At 63.3% G+C, this 22,137-nt stretch carries 12 protein-coding genes; 9 read left to right on the forward strand and 3 right to left on the reverse strand.

Annotated features, from left to right (window positions below; translation table 11 throughout):
* The first annotated feature begins 17 nt into the window (after positions 1–17).
* Positions 18–1,643 carry a purple acid phosphatase family protein gene (locus OH491_RS18550; RefSeq protein ID WP_068770135.1) on the forward strand — a complete coding sequence of 542 codons (1,626 nt, stop codon included), beginning with the start codon at positions 18–20 and terminating at the stop codon, positions 1,641–1,643.
* Positions 1,644–2,049: 406 nt separating this feature from the next.
* Here the strand turns inward: OH491_RS18550 and OH491_RS18555 are convergent, their stop codons facing one another.
* Both OH491_RS18555 and OH491_RS18560 read right to left on the reverse strand, forming a co-directional pair.
* On the reverse strand, positions 2,050–3,771 hold the full coding sequence (locus OH491_RS18555) for a methyl-accepting chemotaxis protein (RefSeq protein ID WP_068770134.1): 1,722 nt from the start codon (positions 3,769–3,771) through the stop codon (positions 2,050–2,052).
* Between the two features lie 62 nt (positions 3,772–3,833).
* Positions 3,834–4,604, reverse strand: a complete 771-nt coding sequence (locus OH491_RS18560; protein WP_068770133.1) for a phosphate ABC transporter substrate-binding protein — start codon at positions 4,602–4,604, stop codon at positions 3,834–3,836.
* Between the two features lie 358 nt (positions 4,605–4,962).
* Here OH491_RS18560 and OH491_RS18565 point away from each other — a divergent pair, with 358 nt between their 5' ends.
* Positions 4,963–5,208, forward strand: coding sequence for a hypothetical protein (locus OH491_RS18565; RefSeq protein WP_068770132.1), 246 nt, complete (start codon positions 4,963–4,965; stop codon positions 5,206–5,208).
* Positions 5,209–5,300: 92 nt separating this feature from the next.
* Here the strand turns inward: OH491_RS18565 and OH491_RS18570 are convergent, their stop codons facing one another.
* On the reverse strand, positions 5,301–6,365 hold the full coding sequence (locus OH491_RS18570) for a FecR family protein (RefSeq protein ID WP_068770131.1): 1,065 nt from the start codon (positions 6,363–6,365) through the stop codon (positions 5,301–5,303).
* Positions 6,366–6,395: 30 nt separating this feature from the next.
* Here OH491_RS18570 and OH491_RS18575 point away from each other — a divergent pair, with 30 nt between their 5' ends.
* The 7 genes from OH491_RS18575 (at position 6,396) to OH491_RS18605 (ending at position 22,136) form a co-directional block, all read left to right on the forward strand.
* A complete protein-coding gene (locus OH491_RS18575) occupies positions 6,396–7,139 on the forward strand; it encodes an RNA polymerase sigma-70 factor (RefSeq protein WP_084442140.1) in 744 nt (247 codons plus the stop codon).
* A 251-nt stretch (positions 7,140–7,390) separates the two neighbouring features.
* Positions 7,391–10,504: a TonB-dependent receptor domain-containing protein gene (locus OH491_RS18580; RefSeq protein ID WP_068770130.1), complete on the forward strand. Its 3,114-nt coding sequence runs from the start codon at positions 7,391–7,393 to the stop codon at positions 10,502–10,504.
* A gap of 570 nt (positions 10,505–11,074) precedes the next feature.
* A complete protein-coding gene (locus tag OH491_RS18585) occupies positions 11,075–12,748 on the forward strand; it encodes a hypothetical protein (protein WP_068770129.1) in 1,674 nt (557 codons plus the stop codon).
* Between the two features lie 799 nt (positions 12,749–13,547).
* Positions 13,548–17,729 (forward strand): autotransporter domain-containing protein, encoded by a 4,182-nt coding sequence (locus tag OH491_RS18590; RefSeq protein WP_068770127.1) that lies wholly within the window; start codon positions 13,548–13,550, stop codon positions 17,727–17,729.
* 94 nt (positions 17,730–17,823) lie between these two features.
* Positions 17,824–18,465, forward strand: a complete 642-nt coding sequence (locus OH491_RS18595) for a hypothetical protein (protein ID WP_068770126.1) — start codon at positions 17,824–17,826, stop codon at positions 18,463–18,465.
* Between the two features lie 210 nt (positions 18,466–18,675).
* Positions 18,676–20,241, forward strand: coding sequence for a ShlB/FhaC/HecB family hemolysin secretion/activation protein (locus tag OH491_RS18600; RefSeq protein WP_425429175.1), 1,566 nt, complete (start codon positions 18,676–18,678; stop codon positions 20,239–20,241).
* Between the two features lie 32 nt (positions 20,242–20,273).
* Positions 20,274–22,136 carry a DUF2341 domain-containing protein gene (locus tag OH491_RS18605; RefSeq protein ID WP_068771069.1) on the forward strand — a complete coding sequence of 621 codons (1,863 nt, stop codon included), beginning with the start codon at positions 20,274–20,276 and terminating at the stop codon, positions 22,134–22,136.
* Position 22,137 lies beyond the last annotated feature (1 nt).

Consider the following 22,137-nt stretch of genomic DNA (forward strand, 5'->3'; position numbering starts at 1 on the left):
CACCTCTTCTCGCCTTTATGCAAAAATTCATCCGCCTGTTCTCGCTGGTCCTTCTCCTCGCCGCCCCTCTCGCCGCGCACGAAAACCACGACCACGATGACTGGAATCCCGTGCGCTACTCCGACGCCGAGGCGCACGCACCCACGCCCTTGCCCGACCGCATCATCCTCACCTGGGCCGGCGACACCGCCACCACCCAGGCCGTCACGTGGCGCACCAATACCAGCGTGAGGCGCGGCCTCGCGGAGATCGCCCTCGCCAACAACAACGGCCGCGCCCTCCAGCCCGCCCGCGTGGATGCGGTCACGACGGCATTCACCAGCGACCTCAACGAGGCCCATTACCACAGCGTCCAATTCACCGGCCTGGAGCCCGCGACGCTCTACGCCTATCGCGTCGGCGACGGCGCGAACTGGAGCGAGTGGTTTCATTTCCGCACCGCCAGCCGGGAGCGGCGGCCCTTTACATTCATCTATTTCGGCGATGCCCAGAACGACATCAAGACCCACTGGTCCCGCGTGTTCCGCGAAGCCTTCCGCGACGCTCCGCGCGCTGCTTTCACGCTGCACGCCGGCGACCTGATCAACGAGGATGCAAGCGACGCAGAATGGGGTGAATGGCATGGCGCGCCCGCTTGGGTCAACGCGACCATCCCGGTCATCGCCACGCCGGGCAACCATGAGTATTATAACGAGAATTCCGGATCCAAAAACGAACGCCGCTGGACCACGAAAAACAACGAGATCATCCGCGTGACCCGCGAGGAAATCCGGGAACGAGACGCCGCCGGTGAAACCACCGGGTACCGGATCGACGCCAGCTCCGAGGACGGACGACACACGGCGGCGATCACCTTGGATGCCAAGGAACGGATCACCGGCATCGATGCCGGCATGACGGCCTTGACCGGCTACACCCTCGCCGATCTCTCCGGCGCGAAACCCGACAAGTCGCCGCTCCGCGACCGCATCGACAATCCCGGCACGCCCGCTGTGAGCCGCCACTGGCGGCCGCAGTTCACGTTCCCCGAGCAAGGCGCGCCCGCCGGACTGGAGGAAACCTGCTACTATATCGACTACCAAGGGGCGCGCATCATCTCGCTCGACTCCTCGCGCGACCGCGCCGGCCAGGTCGCCTGGCTGCGCCAGGTCCTGCAGGCGAATCCCCAGCGCTGGACCATCATCACCTTCCACCATCCCGTCTTCTCTCCGGCGCGGGGTCGCGACAACCCGGAGTTGCGCCAGCTCTGGAAGCCTGTCTTTGACGAATTCAAGGTCGATCTCGTGCTTACGGGCCATGACCACACCTATGCGCGCAGTGGCGATCTGTCGGCCAGGTCCGGCTACACCAACGTTCCCAGCGGCATGCAGGCCTACGATGCGGCCATCGGCACCGTATATGTTGTCTCGGTCAGCGGACCCAAGATGTATAATATCACCAATGAAATTTTTGTGCGGACGGCGGAGGACACGCAGCTTTATCAGATCATCATGGTCGATTACGACGAGATCCGTTACGAAGCGCGCACCGCCACCGGCAATCTCTATGACGCCTTTGCCCTGAAGAAACGGGGCGCCGGCCAGCCGAACGAATTGCGCGAAGTCCTCCCTCCGCCAAATCGCCGGCCCGCCGACACTCCGTAAGGCAATATTTCCTCACTTCGCGCGGGAAGGCCATCCGCCCCTTGATCTGCCAATCGACTGCCTCTAGTTTTTTGCGCCAACGGATCACCCTCGTATGGATGGTGCGCCGGTGGCCGGGCTCCCGGGGTAATCCCATTATCATATATATTTTCTCTTACCATTGGCCCAAATGGTAGGGCGAGGCGTCCCTGCCGAGCCGCGGTTCAGCCGGAGCCGCTTCGCCTGCCGGCGCTCCCGCGCTAATGTTAAATGAAAACATTATATTTGACTATTGCGGTAACAGGCTGCGTCCACTCGGGGTGAGCGAAGCCGCCTGATTTGCAATTTGTGGCGAGAGCCGGATATGGCATTGCCCCAAGGGACGTGTGCTTGAACCACGCCGAGGTCTGTAAACTGGTCTCCCTGGTCAGCGGGCATATGCATGTTTTGTCGTGCTGACGATATGCTGGAGCTGCGCTGCCGCTTCCCGCTGCATGCCGGCCTGGGATTCCAATTCGCCGGCCGTGGCGGCGGATTGTTCCGCCGCGCTCGCAATTTGCATCGTGGCTCGCTGCATGGAGGAAATGGAGGATTCGATTTCGCCGACCCGCCGGGTCTGGAGATCGGTCGCGGTGGCAATTTCTCCCACGGCGGTGTCGACCCCTTGGGCGCCGGTCGTGATCGCTTCCAGCGCCGCCGCGACCCGTCCGGTGATTTCCACTCCCAGCATGCTTTTTTGAACCGATGCAGTCAGCCGCTCCTCGGTTTTGCGCGCGGCCTCCGTGCTGCGTTGCGCGAGGTGGCGCACCTCTTCGGCGACGACCGCAAACCCGGCTCCGGCAGCCCCGGCGCGGGCGGCTTCCACCGCGGCATTGAGTGCGAGGAGATTGGTCTGAAATGCGATTTCATCGATCGTCTTCAATATCCCGGTAATCTCACCGGATGATGATTCGATCTCCTTCATCGATTGGCGCATGGCCTTGACCTCGGCCCGGCCGGATTCCGCCGCCGTCCGGGTGCGGGATGCCAGGTTTTTCACTTCGGACGCATGATGGGCATTGTTGCGAATATCGTCGGCAATGGCGGTGACGGAGCGGGAAAACGCATCGAGTGTCGATGCCTGGGCGGAACTCTCGGACGCGAGTCTGCCGGCTGCGGACGACAGATCCCGGCTGGCCGATTCGATTGTGTCGGCGCCGGAATGGAGATTCCTTGTCGCAGACAGGATTCTATTATCCAGCGCGCGGAGGCTGCGTGCCACCCACCAAACGATCGCCACGCCGGCGCCCATGCTTATAATCACCGCAATAAGTGCAACCTGGCGTGCCTTGACCAGGCTGGCGACGGTGCCCGATTGGAGCACTTGCAATTCGTTCCGGATCGCGGCGGCAAGCGCCGTTATGGCCCCGTCCGCCTCCTTCCCGGCGCTTTCCACGGCCCGCCGTTGTTTTTGGATTCTCGCATCATTTTCAGCCAGCGCCTGCATGGCATTTTTATATAAAGTCCATTTTCCCGTGATGCTGTCTTGGAGTTGCAAGGGCAGGGCGAATTGTTTCATGACCCCGGCAAATTGCCGGATGTGTCCGTCAATCTCGTCGAGATACGACGGATCGGATGCAAGCATGTAGTCCTTTTCGGCCCGCCGGATGGCAAGACGTATGACATCGAGTTCCGCCAGCCCCTGGTTTTTGACCAGCGATTCCACATCCGCAGCGCATTCGTTGAGCACGCCCAGCAATCCGTCGGTCTGGGCGTGTCCGCGCTTTGCGATCAGGGAATCGAGCCGCAGAAACTCGGATTCATATGCGGCGGCCAGCGTTTGCGCCTGAAGCGCCTGACGGTGTTGCCCGGGATTTGCCACCGCGTCGCACGATGCAGCCAGCCTTGCGCGTGTCGCGGCGATGGCCTGGGGCAGCGAGGCGGCGGCCATCGCATCCGAGTCGAGAAGCAGTTTTTGCTCTGACTGGCGGGCCGATGAGAACGTGGTCGCCGCCTGTTCCACTTCCGACAGCCGGGCAAACTCGACACGGATGAGCCTGTTGCTGGTTAATTCGGCCTCCCTGGTGTTGCGCAAATTGGCAAAGCCGCCGAGTGCGGCGGCTGTCAGGATCAGGCCGAAACCGAGCCAGATTTTGTGATGAATATTCATCGCTGCAAGGGCGGCACCCACGCGCCCCTGCGGCGATAGATGCGGACTCCCAAACCACAAGATTATCGGGCAATAAGGCCCTCGCGAACCACGATGGCCTGGCCTTTGGGGCTGAGGACAAAATCAATAAAGGCCTTTTCCTCTCCCGCGGCCTCGCCCTTGGTCGCCAGGCAAGGAGTCCGGGCAATCTGATAGCTTCCGTCGCGGAGCGTATCGGCGGACGGCGCTATTCCTGCGATGGAGAGCACCTTGACCTGGTTTTTGTCTATTTCACCGAAGGAAGTGTAAGCCATCGCGGTGGGAATGCGGGCGACCGTCGAGACGAGCACGCCATCGTGCTTCACTTGCGCGTTCGGGCTGAATGTTTCTTTGCCCAAAACAATTTCCTGCACGACTTCGCGGGTGCCCGAATCGGCGTTGCGATTAAACAACACCACCGGACGTCCGTCGGGCCAGGTTGCGGTGCGTCCGGTCAGGATATCGCGCAACGCGGGTAGCTCCACATCGGTCATGGGATTGTCCGGGTGCACGATGATGGCCACGCCGTCGATGGCGTAGATGTGTCCGACCAAGCCGTCGGCAAGCTCGGATGCCTTGAGCTTGCGGGATAAAAACGCCAGCGACACTTCTCCGGATATCAAGGCCCGGGCACCGGCGGAAGATCCGCCGCCTTCCACCGTGACCGGGATTTTCGTTTCGGCCTCGAAAGCCGCAGCCAGGCTTTTGATCACATGCATGGTGGAATCGGAGCCGCGCGCGCGGATGGCTGCCTGGGCGCCACCGGTGCCCAGGAAAATTCCAAGGATACAGACAATCAGGTGATAAGTCTTCATGATTTAAATACGTCTCGGGCCGGTCCGTGATTGGCTCCGCCAAGACGGCGCCTGTAATCGGATGACTGGCGGGCAACTTAAAGGCGTATATTCAGTTGTAACTCCGATGTAATCGCACCTTTTCAGGAAAGACACATCAACCTAACCCAAGGCATGGCTTTGCGAGATTCCGTCTCTCTCCGGCACAGCCACAGTTTCGCAGGGATCACAGGTATGTATCTCAATTGCATTAGCGGTGCCTAAAATGTAACATTACAAAATTTGCCATTTATGGCGGGAGGGTTACGAAATGGTGACAATTCAGGGAATACCCTTTCATGCGTGAGCATGACGGCTACCCGACCAACAAAAACAGATCATGAAAAAGACCAAAAAAAACACCGCATCCAAAAAGAAGAGCATCGACTCTGCCGCCATGGAAAAACGCCTTGCCGAGGCCACGCAGGCCGTGGAGCTGTCCCGCGCCGATGTGCAGGTGGCCAAGGAAAAGGCAAGGCAGGCCCGCAAGATCCTTCGAAATGCAAAAGCAGGCGCGAAGAAGGCCCGCAAAGCGCTCAAGGTAATCAGGAAGGTGGCCAGGAAAACCACGGCAAAAAAAGCTTAGTATAAAACCCGTTCGTCGCTGTTTGAGGATGTCGCTTCGCCCGGAACGATGTCTGAAAAACAACCATTCAAAATAGCGAGGAACCGAAGTGATTATTGTGCCGGTGAGAACCGCACATGAGGGGTGCCTGCCGCATCGGGTGTGATTTCATAGTGAAGATCGCACGCAAACGACAGCATGCCGAGCACCTCGGCCAGACTCTCCTGCTCGAAGTGGGCGTTCACCATCCTGGCCTTGGTTGTGTCGTCGGAGAATGCGACTTTCACGCCGAAGCGACGTTCGAGTTTTTTGGCCGCCATGCCGAGCGGTTCGTCATCGAAGACGAGCAGATCGTGCATCCACCCGATAATCGCGTCGGCCGAAAACAGGCCGACGGCGGTTTTCCCGGTGGACACATCGAGGCTGAACTGCTGTCCCGGTTCAAGCGTGGTCGCGGCGCCCCGCTGCCGCTCGCTCGTCGCGGTTTGCTCGATCCGCACGCGGCCTTCGACGAGCGAAACGGCCCGCCGGGTTTCATCGGGAAACGCGCTGACATTGAACTTTGTCCCCAGCACAGTGATGCCCATGCCGTCCGCCTCCACGACGAACGGGAGGGAGGGATTATGCGCGACTTCAAAAAAGGCTTCTCCGGTCAACCGGACTTTGCGGGTTTCGCTTTTCCTCTGGGGATAGGACAGAGTGCTGCCGGCGTTGAGCGTGATGCGGCTTCCATCCGGAAGGGAGATCTCGCGTTTCTTTCCCGGCGCGGTGCTCACTTCGACCCACGCCGTCTCATGCGCGTCCCGGGTGGCGGCGCTATGCGTCGCAAACCACCAAATGCCGCCGGCGGCGACCGCCAGCGCCGCGGCCGCCGCGAGTTGGCGAAAGACCTTCAGATACGGGAAAGGCACCACGGTGGCGGCGGTTTGATTTTTTGCCGGGAGTGGCGGCGCCTGGATGCCCAGCCGGGCCGATAATTCACCAAACGCCCGGCCGGTGTCGAAGCGTGGTCCGCCGGCTTCGACTGCGCTGTCCCAGCGCGCTTTCAGCCGTTCATAATAATCCCTGCACTCCCTCTCTTTTAAAAATCCCTCCAGCGCAATCCGCTCGTCTTCGGAGGACTCGTCTGAAAGCCGGCGGATGCACAAGGCGATAAAATCGTCAGTCAGTTTGGACATGAGGAGGATGACTGGTTGTAGCTAAGTCGAATGGAAGACAAGAAATTCACTAGTCGTTTGTGTTACGGTCAGGTTAATTCCGGTCCTTCCGCCGGCTTCGCCATTGACAGCGATGGGGACGGGCGGCGGAAAATCCCGGCCTCCAGCCCGCCCATGACCATGAATTTTTTGTCTGATGAGCACTTGCTCGATTCAATCCGGGGTGGGGATGCCGCAGCCTTCAGGGACTTGTTTTATAACTATTACGAGCGGCTCTGCGGCTTTGCCTATGCCGTGTCGGGGCGGCGTGATCTGGCCGAGGAGGCGGTGTCAAAAGTATTCGACGAGCTTTGGCGGCGGCGCACCGATCTGCATATCACGACCGGCTTGAGGGCATGGCTTTATACGGCGGTGCGCAATCAAGTGATCGACCGCCTGCGGGCAGGTTCCCGGATGGAAACGGTTCCCCTGTCCGAATACTATTCCGGGCAGCTCGTCGACCACGACTCTGCTCCCTGCCGGATCATGCTGGCCGAAATAAACAGCGAAGTGGAACGCCTGATCGCCGCGATGCCGGAGCAGCGGCAGCTTGTATTCCGCCTGGCTCGTTTCGATGGCTTGCGTTATCGGGAAATCGCGGAGTTGCTCGGCATTTCCGAGCGCACGGTGCAAAATCACATGGTGTCTGCCGTGCGCCAGCTTGCGCCCGAATTGCCGAGGCTGCGCGAGATCATCGCCTCTTATTCCGGGAATGCCGCCAGGGAGCGCGGCATGCACTGGCTGCCGGCCTCGTGAGCCGGCTTCGCCGTCGGTTTAGGGGAGGTTCTAAAATTAACCGCGGAAAGGCGAGAAATGACGCCAAACAAGCAGTATTTTTGGCGGATTTTCGCGCCTTTTCGCGGTTGAAATTAATTTTTAGAAACTCCCTTGAATTTCGGCTGGCATCGCCGCAGCCCCGTAATAATCCCGCGCAAAGTCGTCACCTCTTTGTAGCAATTTATAATGGTAGATTATGGAGGCCGGCGACGACTTAAAGGCGCACCAAGATGAACGCATCGTTTTATTGCCGTCATGCCCGCCCTCTTCGAAACCCGCGCCACCGCCTTGCCCTCCTCCTGGCCGTCCTGCTCGCACCCTTTCTCGCGGCGGAGCCATTTGATTATGCCCGGGATCCCGAGCTCGCCGCCGCGCGGGTGAATATAACCGAATCCCCTGTCACGCTTGGCGCCCTGCTCGATCTTTGCGAGCGGCAGACCCGCTTCAAGTTTGTCTATGCAAAATCATCGGTGCCGCTGGATGCCGGCGTGGACCTTCCCGTGGCCGGCGGGCAGCGCCTCTCTTCGGTGCTGGCCGCCGCCTCGGCGCAGACCGCGGTGGTCTTCAAGCGCCAGAACAACCAGATCGGCCTGCGCCTGCGGAGGGACGACGACCAAGTGGCTCCTCCGCCTCCGTCCGGAGCGGATGCGCCCAAAAACACCGCCACCGCCGACGGCGTCGTCGCGATGGAGAAATACCAGGTGACCTCCTCGGTCCTGCGGGCCAACACCCGGGAGCTGTTCACCGAGATGCGGCGCGGTTCCGCCATTTCCATCGAGACGCTCAGCGCGGAGGACATGGCCCGGTTCATCGGCTCCGATGTATCCGATCTCATGATACGCATTCCCGGTGTTTCGACCTCGGTTGTGGGCAACTTCGCGGTCGTGCGCGGCCTCTCCGAGCGCTACAACACCGTCACCTTCAACGGCCTCGTCCTGCCCAGCTCCGACCCCGAGCGCCAGAGCACCGAGCTCGACCAGTTTCCCTCCCGCCTGCTCGACGGCATCGTGGTCTATAAAAACTTCTCGCCCGAGCTGCCCGGCAACCTCAGCGGCGGCGGCGTGGAGCTGAAGCCGCTCAGTTTCCCCTCAAAGCGCATCCTCTCCCTCACCCTCGGCGGCTCCTTCGACGAGGGTTTTTTCTCCGGCGGCGATTTCCTTACCTACAAAACCGGCGGGCACAATGACCTCTGGGCCCTCGGCACCCGCGACCGCATTTCCACCGATGATGTCTTCAAGCTTCCTTCCGATGGCATTGCCCCCAGCGCGGACAACCCTTTCACCGACCAGCGCAAGCGCCTGCCCTTCGGTCCCAAGTTCGGCTTCGTTTATGGCGACACCTTCAAGCTCGGTTCCGAGGCCCGGCTCGGCGTCTCCGTCGGCTTTTCCTACGATTCCTCCTACGGCACCGAGACCGGCTCGGCCAATGAAGGGAGTACCTTTAGTGCCCAGGTTCGCACCAATGCCGATGGCAAACGCGAGTTGTATGCCTATTTCTCCGGCGGGCTTCGCAGCAGCTACGATTATATCGAATCGGAGGCGGACGTCTCCCTCGGTTTCCTCGCCAACGCCGCCTTCACCTGGAACCCGTGGAACCGGATCAGCCTGACCGGTTTTGCTTCCCTGACCGGCATCGATACCGCCCGGCACGAATACAACATGGTCGAGGTCAACGGCGACATGCCCACGCCCGAGGCTGCCGCCGATCCGGCCCGCGGGATCACGCTGGAGGAGACCCACTACCGGTGGCGCGACCGGCTCGATTACCGCGAGCGTTTCCTCGGCGCTCTCGTCCTCGCCGGCGACCATGTTTTTCCCGCCGCCCGCGACGGCACGCTGACTTGGTCGGCGGGGCTGGCCGAGGCATCCCAAGACCAGCCCGACAGCCGGAAGATCCTCTACACCCGGCCTTACGGACAGGATTATTACGAACTGCGCACCGGCACCGACATGGACGGCTCCATCACCCGCCAGTGGCGCAAGACCGAGGAGGAGCAGGAAACCTTTCAGGTTTCCTGGAAGCAGCCGCTTGGGCGGGGTGCCTCCTTCACTTTCGGCGCAACAGTCTCGCGGACCGACCGCACTTATAGCGAACGGCTCGGCAGCGCCACCGTTGCCCCGCTTACCGATCCTCCGCGTCATCGTCCCTTCGACGATCCCTCCGATATCTGGGAGTATGCCAGGACTACCCTCCGCGCCAGCTCCACCGTCGACCAGAAGCGCTCCATCAACGCTCTTTTTCTCAAGGCCGAGACGCCTCTCTTCAGCCGCCGCCTCCGCCTCTCCGGCGGCCTCCGCTTCGAGCAGACCAGGCTCAGCGCCAGCGGCTTCGGTCTCGTGCCGGGTTCGACGCTCTCTTCCCTCGTCCACTATACCAACGGCACCGTCTCAAGCCGGGGATATTTTGGCGATGTCGATTTCAGAGGGCTGACCGAGGCCGAGCAGGAGGAGCTGGCCTCGCCCGATATCGACCAAGTGGACCTCCTGCCCATGGCCGGCCTCACTTGGAATCCCATCGACCCGCTGACCTTCCGCCTCACCGCCAGCAAGACCGTTGCCCGTCCTTCCCTGCGCGAGATCGGCAACTACTACACTTGGAATTTCGACACCGATCGCTACCAGCACGGCAACGGTTTCCTGCAAGTCTCCGACGTGCGCAATCTCGACTTCCGCGCCGAGTATTTTTTCGGTCAGGGCGACCTTGTGGCCCTCAGCCTGTTTTACAAGACCATCGAGCGCCCCATCGAGCTGGGCACAGTGCCTTTCCCCACCAGCAACGGCGGCAAGGCGGAGACTTGGTTTAACAACAACCACACCGCCCGCCTGCATGGCATGGAGTTCGAATTCCGCAAAAACCTCGGCTTTCTCGGCGATGCCCTTTCCGGCCTCTCCCTCGGCGGCAACGCCAGTTGGATCGATGCCCAGGTCGCCCCGGTGCAGTTTACCACCACAATGGGATCGGTCCGTTCCGAAAAGAACTACTCTTATCCCTACGATCCAGAACGCCGGCTCTACGACCAGCCCGAGTGGCTGGCCAATCTCGACTTCACCTGGGAAATCCGCCGCTGGGGCTCCTCCTTCACCCTGGCTTGGTTCGCCACCGACCGGGTGCTCTCCTCCGTCGAGCGGGATTTTGACGAGTATCTCGATTCCCATGAGCGCTTCGACCTGAGTTGCACCCAGCGTCTCGGGAAACGCTTCGCCCTGAAACTCTCCGTCCGGAACCTCTTCGACCCGGAGCGACGCCGCATCCGCGACAAGGACCAGACCGGCGGCGCGATCATCGTGGACCGCCGCTGGCACGACGGCCGGTCCTACACCGCCCAGATCACCGCCGAGTTTTGATGCCCGCCCCGCCTGCCCATGAATCCATCCATTCAGATCGTCCTTAAAAAGTCATGCGAAGGCCCGGGAAGTGGCGCGGGTGTCCCGCCCGCAAGGAGCGGCGACGTCCCCGTCGCCAGACGGGACGACCGTCCCGCCGGATCGAAATTAAGTGCCGGGCGCGCTCGCGCGCGTCCGGCGGCGGGGACGTCGCTCCACCGTAGCGCAGGCATCCTGCCTGCCGTCGAAACTTTATCGCGCGCAGCGCGGCATTCATTTGCAGAGATAAAGGCAGCGGCGCTTCGCGCCTTCATTTTTGACGGCAGGCAGGATGCCTGCGCCACGGGAAGCAAAGCATGGGCGGAGTGCCCGCGCCACTCCCCGCAACCTTTTCCGGCCGGCTCACCGGCCGGAATTGCCGGCGGAGGAAATTCCTCCTCCGCCGGCCTTTCGGATGGACGGCCTTGCCGCCGCCCGTCCTTTCCAGGACGCCCGGAACGCTCCTTGGCCGGGAGCGCCCCTCTCGATCCTGTCTGCCAGATAGTATCAAGCTACTAAATGTCAGTTAAGGTTGGATAAAAAGTTACGTTTATGAAACACGTCAACTCAAAGCATATCATCACGGGAGCAGCCCTGCTGCTTTCCCTCATGGCCTCCGCCTCGGCGGCCATCGAAGTCGTCACCGGCGACATCTCCACCGACACCGTCTGGAGCAGCACCAGCCAGTATGTCCTCAGTGGCACTGCCAATCAAGGTGTCATCCGGGTGCTCCCCGGTGCCACCCTGACCATCGAGCCCGGCACGATCATCCGCGGCCAGCCGCGGAGCTCTTCCGCCAACTACGACGCCGGCTCGCTGGCCGTCCTGCGTGGCGGCAGGATTGATGCCCAAGGCACTTCCTCCGATCCCATCGTCTTTACGACGGCGGCGGTGGATTTCCATACCTATGGCACCACCAACGGCATTCCCGACGGCCAGCCCGACGGCTTTGTCCGCAACGGTCCTCCCGGCTCGGGCGCGGACGCTTGGGTCATCGCCGATCGCTACGATAAGGTGGCCGATCCGGACGGTGAGCATTTCTGGGATGCCGATCCGAAAAACAGCCCGCAGTGCCCGACCATGACCGGTCTGTGGGGCGGTGTCATCGTGCTGGGCCGCGCCCCGGTCAACTACGCGGATCTGGAGGACGAGCTCAATTCGCCTCCGCTCCAGTTGGTGCAGGATACCGATCCTGTCCCGCCGCCGACGCCCTACTACTACACCAAGCCGATTGTCGAGGGATTGACTTCGCCAGACTATGCCTACGGCTCCGATTGGGCCACCAACGAGACCGTTAACGGCTACACCGGTCTGAACTACGTCGATGTCGATGACAACTCGGGCATCCTCCGCTACATCTCGATCCGCCACGGCGGCATCCAGCTGGCGGCGGACAACGAGATCAACGGCCTCACCCTTGGCGGCGTGGGCCGCGGCACCAAGATCGACCACATCGAGGTCTGGGGCAACGAGGACGACGGCATCGAGATCTTCGGCGGCACCGTCAACCTCTCGCACCTGGCGATCTTCTCGACCAAGGACGACGGGCTCGACCTCGATCACGGCTACTCCGGCCAGATCCAGTTCGTGCTCGCGGTCGGCGGTTCCTACGGGGAGAAACTCCTGGAATGGGACGGCGACGACGCCAACGAGTTCAACGTCGGCAAAGGTGCCAAGGCCAACTTCGAGCCCCGCGGCAACTGGGAGGTTCGCAATGTGACCCTGATCGGCGGCCCGACGGAGAATCCCTCCAGTTCGGCCGGCGTGGGGGCCAACATCCGCAGCAATGCCTCCAGCAAGCTCTACAACGTGATCATCGCCAACATTCCGGGCACGAGGAACTCCATCACGGACACCTCGACCTTCTGGAATGTGATCCGGCATGTCACCTATCCCAGCGCCAATGCGGTCAGCGTCAGTTCGGCGACGGTGTTCAGCAACGGATCGACGGCCAATCCCGGCCTCGGCACCATCTCCTTCGCGGTTTGCGAGTTTGAGGGTGACACCGAAGGTCTTCAGAAGCTCACCCACCTCAATCCGGTCCCTGGAAATTCCGGAGGCTCTTCGCTGGCTTGGTTGTCGAACTACTCGATTCCGGCCGGCCAGTGCTTCTTCCAAACCGCCAACTACCGTGGGGCCTTTGATCCCGGTATCACCACCAAGGCCGGACTCTGGACCACTGGTTGGACCGCCGCTTCCGCCGCGGATGCCGTGACCGTCCCCTGATGGGATGATATTGGTGTAACGCAAGATTAACGCAGGGCGGGCGGCCCCTTGCCCGTGGCACCGGGTGCCCGTCCTGTTTCCACTTTTTATCTAATATATAAAAAGGTTCCTCGCTCTTTTGCATGACTGATTAAAAACGTTTAACCACGGATTACACGGATGCGCACGGATGCAAACTTCGGTTTTTGATATTTATCCGTGTTCATCCGTGTAATCCGTGGTCAAAAAAGCGTCTGGGACAGCCATCGTTCCGAGATGACATCCTCAAATAGCGAATAACCTAAAAAGAATTTCAATTATGATGAGACAGAATATGTCTAAAATTAAACGGTATGCCTTGGTCGCCACGGCGTCTCTATTCGCCCTGTCTGCTGCGGCCCCGGCGCAGGACAAAAAATTGCTGGGAGGCATCGGGCTTGATGAATTTGTTTCTGGCAATACAACGGATACATACTTTGAAGGGAACGAGGATTACACCCGCCTGGGTTTCATAGGAAACCGATATTCCGAGGTCGATGGCCACCGCCGGGCCGATGGCAGCAGTGAGCCTTATACGCCGCGCACCGTCCTGTATTGGGATGGCACACATGGCTCCAGCATATGGGGAACTCAAAATTCTGCATCGAATATAGGAGCGCTTGAGGCAACTAACAATAGCTCGACGGTTGGAGAACAACTGATCGGTGGTGCGGGAATCGGCAGTTTTGACAACAGTGTTTACAGCTATAACGAGAATCGATGGTGGGAAGGGACCTTGCCCGCCGGAAGGCAATATGTAAGGCAGAACAACGCCCTTCGGTTGAATATAAAAGACGGTTTTTCGACATCCATTTCCATCGATGCGGTGGGCTACTCGCTCACCGACCTCGCCTTCTCCGCCTTAACGAACTCGGCGGATGTCACTATCACCCTCGGCCTCTACGATGGCACAACCATCGTGCCGCTGGGCGTCGAGAAACTGGTCAGTGGCGACTCCATGACCCAATATATCATGGACCTGAGCACCCTCGGTCTGGGCAACGCCCAAATCGACCTGGTGATGACCTACACCGCGCCGGACGGCACACTGCTCACCCTCGACAACATCCAGATCGTGGGCGTGACCTACGACCCCGCGCAGGGCCTGATGGTGGTCTGGCAGGGCGGGGACGGCACCTGGGGCGTGGCCCCGGCCAACACGCTCTGGACCAACGCCGGCGGCACGGCCACCGGCGCGTGGATGGGCGGCTTCGCCACCTTCGGCGGCACGGCGGGCACGGTCACGGTGAGCAACGAGGGAGGCCCGGTGACCTTCGCCGGCGCGGAGTTTCTCACCAGCGGCTATGTCGTCACGGGCGGCGAACTCACCACCGAGACCGAGACGATCGAGCTGCGCGTGGCCGCCGACGCGACCGCGACCATCGCCTCCAAAATCACCGGCACGGGCGGCCTCGACAAGACCGAGGCCGGCACACTCATCCTCTCCGGCTCCAGCGACTACAGCGGCGCGACCACCGTCAGCGCGGGCATGCTGTTGATCAACGGCGACCAGACCGGCGCGACGGGCGCGGTCAGCGTGACCGCGGGCGCGACGCTCGGCGGCACGGGCGTGACCGGCGGGCACGTGACCATTGCCGACGGCGGCACGCTGCTGGGCCAGTCCGGCGCGACCTTCACCCTCGGCGGCCTCACGCTCAACGAAAACGCCCGCATCGGCGCGACCCTCGGCGCGCCGGACACTACCGGCTCCCTCCCGCTTTTCCAAATCAACGGCGACCTCACGCTCGACGGCTGGCTCGACCTCGCCAACGCGGGTTCCTTCGGCCCCGGCCTGTATCGACTCTTCAACTACACCGGCACGCTCACCGACCGCGGCCTCGAATTCGGCGCCATCCCTTCCGGTGTAAGCGCGGCCGAACTCGAGGTGCAGTCCGACACCGCCGGCAAGCAGGTAAACCTGGCCTTCGCGGCGCTGGCGCGCAACTTCTGGATCGGCGGCTCCGGCACTTGGAGCGCCGACTCCGCGGGCGGCAACTGGACGGCCATCGGCGGCGTCTCGCCCGGCGCATGGGAAACCGGCCTGGCCATCTTCCAGGGCACGCCCGGCACCGTGACAGTGGACGCCACCGCGGGCGAGGTAAGCTTCACCGACATGCAGTTTTTTGTGGACGGCTACACCCTCGCGGGCGACGCGCTCACGGTCACCGGCAGCGACGGCATGGCCGTCATCCGCGTGGGCGACGGCACGGCTGCGGGCAAGGATTTTTCGGCCACCATCGCCTCGATCCTCACCGGCGCCAGCGGCATCAAAAAAGACGACCTCGGCACGCTCATCCTCTCGGGCTCGAGCACCTACGCGGGCGCGACCCAGGTCAGCGCGGGCACGCTGCGCATCGACGGCGACCAATCCGGCGCGACCGGGACGGTGACGGTGGCCTCGGGTGGCAAGCTCGGCGGCGCGGGCACGACCGGCGGCGCGGTGACGGTGAAAGCCGGCGGCATCCTGCTCGGCCAGAGCGGCCAGACCCTGGCCATGGCCGGGCTCACTCTGGAAGACGGCGCGACGATCCAGGCCAGCCTCGGCGCGCCCGGCGGCAACACGCTCTTCCAGGTCAACGGCGACCTCTCGCTCGACGGCACGCTCAACGTCACCGACGCGGGCTCTTTCGGCATCGGCCTGTATCGGCTGATCACCTACACCGGCAGCCTGGTCAAAAATGAACTCGTCCTGGGTCTGCTCCCCACCGGAGTGAACCCCAACGACCTCTCCCTCGATGCCACCGAAGCCGGCCGCATCAACCTGCTCTACCTCGACGGAGTCACGCCGCTGCCCCGGTGGATCGGTGGCAGCGGCACCTGGTCGGTGGCGCACACGCCGGCCAACTGGGGCGACGGCACGCTGGAAGGCGGCTGGCGCCCGGGCTTCGCGCTGTTCCAGGGCGAGGCCGGCACGGTCATGGTGGACACGACCGCCGGCGCGGTCGAAGTGACCGGCATCCAGTTCGCCAGCGACGGCTACCTCGTCACCGGCGGCGCGCTGACCACGCACACCGCCACGACCACGATTCGCGTGGGCGACGGCACGGAGGCGAGCGCGGGCCACCGCGCCACCATCGCCTCGGCCATCGTGGGCACCGGCGGCATCGAAAAAAGCGACTACGGCACGCTCATCCTTTCCGGGACCAACAGCTACAGCGGCGGGACGATCATCACGCGCGGCGTGCTGGAAATCTCCGGCAACGCCAACCTCGGCGCGGCCGGCGGCGGCCTGGCGCTCAACGGCGGCACGCTGCGCACCACCGCCGGCTTCAGCAGCGCCCGGGCCGTGACGCTCGGGGCCAACGGCGGCGTGCTCGACACCGGGGCCAACGACCTGACCCTGACCGGTGCCATCGGCGGCGCGGGCAACCTCTACAAAACCGGCGCGGGCCTGCTCACGCTCTCGGGCGCCAACACCTTCACTGGCACGACCAGCATCGCGCAGGGCGGCATCGCGCTGAACGCCAGCAGCCTGGCCGCGACCGTCATCGGCCCGGGCGCGCGCCTGACCGGATCGGGCACGATCCGCGGCCAGCTCGCCAATCACGGCGTGCTCAGCCCCGGCGCGAGTCCGGGCGCGTTCACCGTCGAAGGCGATTTTGTCCAGAGCGCGGCGGGCGCCTACCACGTGGAACTGGCTTCGGCCAGTTCCTACGACCGGCTCACGGTCAACGGCTCGGCCAGCCTCGCCGGCAACCTGATCGTGACCGGCCTGGGCGAGTTCGTGCCGCAGGCCGGGCAGACTTTCACCATCCTGACCGCTGCGGGCGGAGTGACGGGCGAGTTCGACACGGTGATCTCGGACTGGGACGCTCTGTCGGCCATGCTGCGCTTCGAAGCCGCCTATGGCGGCAACGCGGTGATCATCTCGCTGGCGCAGCTCTCCTTCGCCGGCATCGAGGGCGCCACGACCAACCAGATCGCGCTCGGTCAGACGCTTGATGCGGGCATCGCCGCGGGCAACCTCGCAACCCTGCGCACCGCGCTCAATTCCATCCCGACCCAGGCGCGTGTGCTCGCCGCGCTCAACCAGCTTTCGCCGCAATCCTACGAGCGCTGGTTCCAGCAGGCCGTTTACAGCGCGGGCGCCACGGTGCGCGCCGCCGAGGGCCGGCTGGCCGGCACCGATGCCCGGTCCGAAGGCGGACTCTGGTTCGAGCTGACCCGCCGCGAGACCCGCTTCGACGCGACGGCGGATCTCGCCAAGGCCGAGACCACCGCCGACGGCGTGGTAGTGGGCGGCGACACCCCCGCGGGCGAGTCGCTGCAACTGGGCGTGCTCTTCAGCTACACCGACGAGGATATGGAGCTGGACCAGGCGGGCGGCGCCACCGACATCGAGCGGTTCTCCGTGCTGCTCTACGGCCGCTACCGGCTGGCGCCGGTGTTTTTCGAGGCGGCGGTGGGCGGGAGTTATTCCGACCTGGCCTCGCGTCGGGCGATCGCCCTGCCGACGTATGCGGCCGTGGCCGAAGGCGAGACACATGGACGCGAGTTGATCGCCAGTCTGCGCGCCGGTTATCCGCTCACCTTGGGCGCGCTCCGCCTGGTTCCGTATTCAGGACTCCAATACATCGACTGGTCGGCGGATGCCATGGACGAAGAGGGCGCCGGGGACGCCTCGCTGTCGCTGCGCAGGCAGTCGGGCGAATCGCTGGCCTCGCGGCTCGGGGTGAACCTCTCGTGGTCCCACGCCGGGCGCGGCGTCACGCTGATCCCCCGCGTGGACGTGGCGTGGCGGCACGAGTTCAAGGACGATCCGCTCGAAATCAAGGCGGCGCTGGGCGGCGCGGCGTTGACGGTGCTGGGACGCACGCCGGGCAGTGACGGCTTCCAGGCGGCGCTGGGGTTGGACGCGGTGTTTGGCCGGGGTCTGGCCGCCTACCTGCGTTTCAGCGGCGAGTGGGACACCGCGGCCAGCGAGGCGCTGGAAGTCCGCGGAGGGGTGGAATTTCGCTTCTGAGCAGAAGCGGACATGGGTCATCCATGACAATAGTCATGAGCGCAACCCGGCGGCCGCCCCTTCTTGGTGGGGCGGCCGCCTTTGCCTTGCAAACATGGAAAACCGTCACGACACCGGGAATATGAGGGCGGGCCCGGCCACACCGGGAACAACCGCGTTCGCCGTCCTCCGGATGGAACTCGTGCGAACAAGTTTGTATGACCAAGTGTGGGCGCGCGCCACGCTGCGCGCGGCCTGCCAGGACGTGCTCGCACAACCGGTCGGCTCGGTGCGGGAGCAGAGGCAGATGGATTCGATCGCGGCCCGGCAGGAAAAGTTTTTGGAACAACTGGGTTGGGAGCTGGAAACGCGCGCCTATCGTCTCGGCGCGGTGCTGCGGGCCAGGGTGTATTCGAGCCGGGCTCCGGTGAAATTCATCCGCATGATGCAGCCGCGCGACCGGATCGTGTGCCTGGCGCTGTTGTGCGTGCTGGAGCCGATGCTGCTGCAAGCCATCGCCAGCGGGACGGAGATTCCTTGTCAATCGGCGGAGCGGATGCAGGAAGGACTGGAGGCGATTCGCGCCGCCTTCGAAAGCGGCCGGCATGTCGTTCTGGAAGGCGATTACGATACCCGGAACTGGCTGTGGGACCTGCACCGCCTCGTCGCGCGCCAGTTGAAGGACGCCGCCGTGCTGGACCTGATCAAGCGCCTCCTGCGCGCTCCCCTGATCGAGGCCCTCCGCTGGGAGGAATAGAGCATTTCAAAAATACCGTGGCCGCATTTATAGATGGAGCCGTCCGCTTCGGCTCCAATTCAAGCATCGGCCACAGTTTAATTTGATATTCCAGACGCGGGGCGACGCTTTTTTTGGCCTCCGTAATTGGCACAGAATCGTAACAGAAAGGAGGCGTCGATCGGAACCGGTTCGGCAGACTTATACGCGAAACCGCATCTCTTTTTTCGCGTGAACCACCTTCCTTTCTTTCTCATCTGCCTGTGGCTTGTATGTTTCGTTCCGCTTGAAACGTCCGGGGCGGAGGAAGCGGGGCGGGTGGACATTTTCGAATACCAGCTCGACGGCATTTATCTGTTGCCGGAGGAGACGGTTGAGCAGGCGGTGTCTCCTTATCTGGGTGAAGCGCGCACCGCGGAGGATGTTGAACGTGCGCGAGCCGCCTTGGAAAAAGCCTATCACGACGCCGGCTACCAGACGGCCTCGGTGCAGATTCCCCAGCAGGAGGTGATCGGCGGGCTGGTGCGCCTGCAAGTGGTGGAGGGCACGGTCGGACGGCTGCGCGTGCACGGCTCGCGCTACTTCGATATCGAGCGGATCAAGGCGGACGCGCCGTCGCTGGCCGAGGGCGCGACGCCGGACTTCGGCCGGGTCACGCAGGACATCCTCGCACTCAACCAGCATGCGGACCGCCGTATCACGCCCGCGCTGAAGGCGGGGGTGGAGCCGGGCACGATCGACATCGAGCTGAACGTGGAGGACAAGATGCCGCTGCACGGCAACCTGGAGCTGAACAACCGCCACAGCGCCAACACGACGGCGCTGCGGCTGAACGGCTCGATCAGCTACGCCAACCTCTGGCAGCGCGAGCACACCCTGGGCCTGAGCTTCCAGATCGCGCCGGAGCGGCTCGACGACGCGAAGGTGTTTTCGGCCTACTACCTCGTCCCGGTGCCGGATGCCCCGGTCAAGCTCATGCTTCAGGGGATGAAGCACGACAGCGACATCTCGACGCTGGGGACCTTCGACGTGGCCGGGCGGGGCGAAAGCCTCGGCCTTCAGGCCATCGTCTCCCTCCCCGGCACGGCCGCCTGGTCGCACGGCCTGACCGCGGGCATCGACTACAAGCGCTTCGACGAACTGCTCACCCTCGGGGGCACGGCCGGCGGCACGCAGACGCCGATCACCTACTACCCGATATCGGTCGCATACTCCGCCACGCACCTCGGCCAAAAAAGCCTCACGCAGCTCAACGGCGGGCTCAACTTCCACATCCGCGGCCTGGGCAGCGATTCGGAGGAATTTTCCAACAAGCGCTATGGGGCCGACGGCAGCTATTTTTATTTCCGGGGCGACATCGCCCACACCCAGACCCTGCCCGACAACTGGGAACTTTTCGGCAAACTCTCGGGCCAGCTTTCCTCCCGCCCGCTGATCTCATCCGAGCAATTCGGAGCAGGCGGGCTCGGGACGGTGCGCGGCTACCTCGAAAGCGAGGCGATGGGCGACTACGGCTTCGCCGCCACGCTGGAAGTGCGCACGCCGCCCTTCACCCTCGGCGGCTTCGTGGACGAACTCCGCGCGCATGTGTTTACCGACTGGGCGGGGCTGATCCTCAACGACGCGCTGGCCGACCAGGACTCGCGCTTCCTGCTGGGCAGTATCGGCGCGGGCCTGACGCTGCACTACCGCAAACATTTCCACGGCTCCGCCGATGCCGGGCTGCCGCTGTACAACGCAGGCAGCACCGAGAAAAACCACCCCCGCGTCACATTCCGCGTGTGGGCCGATTTTTAGGAAAACTTCCGTTTTCGACCACAACCATGATCATGAACCGATCCCTCCTCAAACTCGCGCTGTGCGGCCTGCTGGCCGCGATCAGCCTCTCCGTCCCCGCGCAGGCGTGGTGGAACCAAGAATGGACCCGGCGCACGTCGCTCACGGTGGACACCGCCGCGGGCATCGCCGATCCGGTCGGAACCGCGCCGGTGCTGGTGCGGCTGCACGTGAACAACTTCGACTTCGCCTCCGCCCGCGAGGACGGCGCCGACCTGCGTTTCGTCGCGGCCGATGACAAGACGGAGCTGCCATATCAGATCGAAAAATACGATTCGCTGATCGGCGAGGCATTCGTGTGGGTCAACGTCCCCGCGATCGCCCCCGGCGCGCAAACGAAGCTCTGGCTCTACCATGGCAACCCGGTGGCCGCCGCCGCCAGCGCGACCGGCGCGTGGGATGCCGACACAATCCTAGTCTATCACTTTGGCGAGGGCAGCCAGCCGGCCCGCGACCACAGCGCGGCGGGCAACCACGCGGAGACCGGCGGCCTCGCGGTCGAAGGCTCCCTGAGCGGCACGGGCCTGTATCTGAACGGCGCCACGCCGGTGCGCATCCCCGGCATATCCTCCTTCGCCTGGCGGGCGGGCGGACCGCTCACCTGGACGTCCTGGCTAAAATCCTCCGCGCCGCAGGAAAACGCCATTCTCTTCTCCCGCCGCGACGGCCCGCAGGCCGCCTTTGTCATCGGCGTGGACCAGGGCGCGCCGTATGTCGCCGTCACCACCGCCACCGGCACGACCCGCAGCCCGGCCGGCGACAAGCTCACGCCCGACCGCTGGCATCACCTCGCGGTGGTGGCCGACGGCTCCCGCGTCACCCTTTATCTCGACGGCGCGTCGCTGGCCACGCTCAACGCCTCGCTGCCCGCGCTCAACGGCCCGGCGATCCTCGGCGGCGACACCCAGCCCGGCGCCACCGGTTTTATTGGCGAAGTGGACGAACTCGCCATCGCCCGCGCCGCGCGCCCGGCCGGTTTCATCAAGCTGGCAGCGCTCAGCCAGGGCGGCGAGGCCGCGCTGGTCACGCTCGGCCAGGCCGAGACCTCCGGCTCCGGCCACGGCAGCCGCCTGGGCGAGGCGATGGAGCATGTCTCCCTCTTCGGCGACATCGCCAACAACATGATGTTCGACGGCTGGATCGCGGTGTTCGTGTGCATCATCATGATCATTGTCGGCTGGTCGGTGGCCGTCGCGAAGTTTTCCTACCTGAACAAAATCCAGAAAGGCTCGGAGGCGTTCATCCGGCAGTGGAAGGAAGTCTCCTCCGACCTGACCACGCTCGACCACAACAATCCCGAAAGCGTCCAGTCGCTCGGCGGCACGGCCAGCGCGGCCACGCAGAAACTCATCCGGCAGAGCCCGCTCTATCAAATCTACCAGATCGGCTCGGACGAGATCCGCCACCGCCTCACGCGCAAGGGCGGTTTCGCCGGTCTCTCTGCGCGCTCGATCCAGGCGATCAAGGCCAGCCTCGACTCGGGGCTGACCCACGAGACGGACCGGCTCAACCGCGGCCTCGTTTACCTGACCATCAGCATCGCGGGCGGCCCCTACGTCGGGCTGCTCGGCACCGTTGTGGGCGTGATGATCACCTTCGCGGTCATCGCCAAGACTGGCGAAGTGGAGGTCAACTCCATCGCGCCGGGCATCGCCTCGGCCCTGCTGGCGACGGTGGCGGGCCTGCTGGTGGCGATCCCCGCGCTGTTCATCTATTCCTACCTGAACACCCGCATCAAGAGCCTGACCTCGAAGATGCGCACCTTCATCGACGAGTTCACCGCCAAGATGGCCGAGTTCTACCCGTCCAAAGGCGACGTGCTGCGCGCGGCGGCCACCAACGAAGAAAAGGAATAAT

Origin of the sequence: Termitidicoccus mucosus, from assembly GCF_038725785.1 — a bacterium.
Lineage (GTDB): Bacteria > Verrucomicrobiota > Verrucomicrobiia > Opitutales > Opitutaceae > Termitidicoccus > Termitidicoccus mucosus.

What these genes read in the sequence shown, in the direction of transcription:
- OH491_RS18565 (WP_068770132.1), top strand. Translation starts at nt 4,963, where the DNA reads ATGAAAAAGACCAAAAAAAACACCGCATCCAAAAAGAAGAGCATCGAC.
- OH491_RS18580 (WP_068770130.1), top strand. Translation starts at nt 7,391, where the DNA reads ATGAACGCATCGTTTTATTGCCGTCATGCCCGCCCTCTTCGAAACCCG.
- OH491_RS18550 (WP_068770135.1), top strand. Translation starts at nt 18, where the DNA reads ATGCAAAAATTCATCCGCCTGTTCTCGCTGGTCCTTCTCCTCGCCGCC.
- OH491_RS18595 (WP_068770126.1), top strand. Translation starts at nt 17,824, where the DNA reads ATGGAAAACCGTCACGACACCGGGAATATGAGGGCGGGCCCGGCCACA.
- OH491_RS18570 (WP_068770131.1), bottom strand. Translation starts at nt 6,365, where the DNA reads ATGTCCAAACTGACTGACGATTTTATCGCCTTGTGCATCCGCCGGCTT.
- OH491_RS18605 (WP_068771069.1), top strand. Translation starts at nt 20,274, where the DNA reads ATGAACCGATCCCTCCTCAAACTCGCGCTGTGCGGCCTGCTGGCCGCG.
- OH491_RS18560 (WP_068770133.1), bottom strand. Translation starts at nt 4,604, where the DNA reads ATGAAGACTTATCACCTGATTGTCTGTATCCTTGGAATTTTCCTGGGC.
- OH491_RS18585 (WP_068770129.1), top strand. Translation starts at nt 11,075, where the DNA reads ATGAAACACGTCAACTCAAAGCATATCATCACGGGAGCAGCCCTGCTG.
- OH491_RS18555 (WP_068770134.1), bottom strand. Translation starts at nt 3,771, where the DNA reads ATGAATATTCATCACAAAATCTGGCTCGGTTTCGGCCTGATCCTGACA.
- OH491_RS18575 (WP_084442140.1), top strand. Translation starts at nt 6,396, where the DNA reads ATGGAAGACAAGAAATTCACTAGTCGTTTGTGTTACGGTCAGGTTAAT.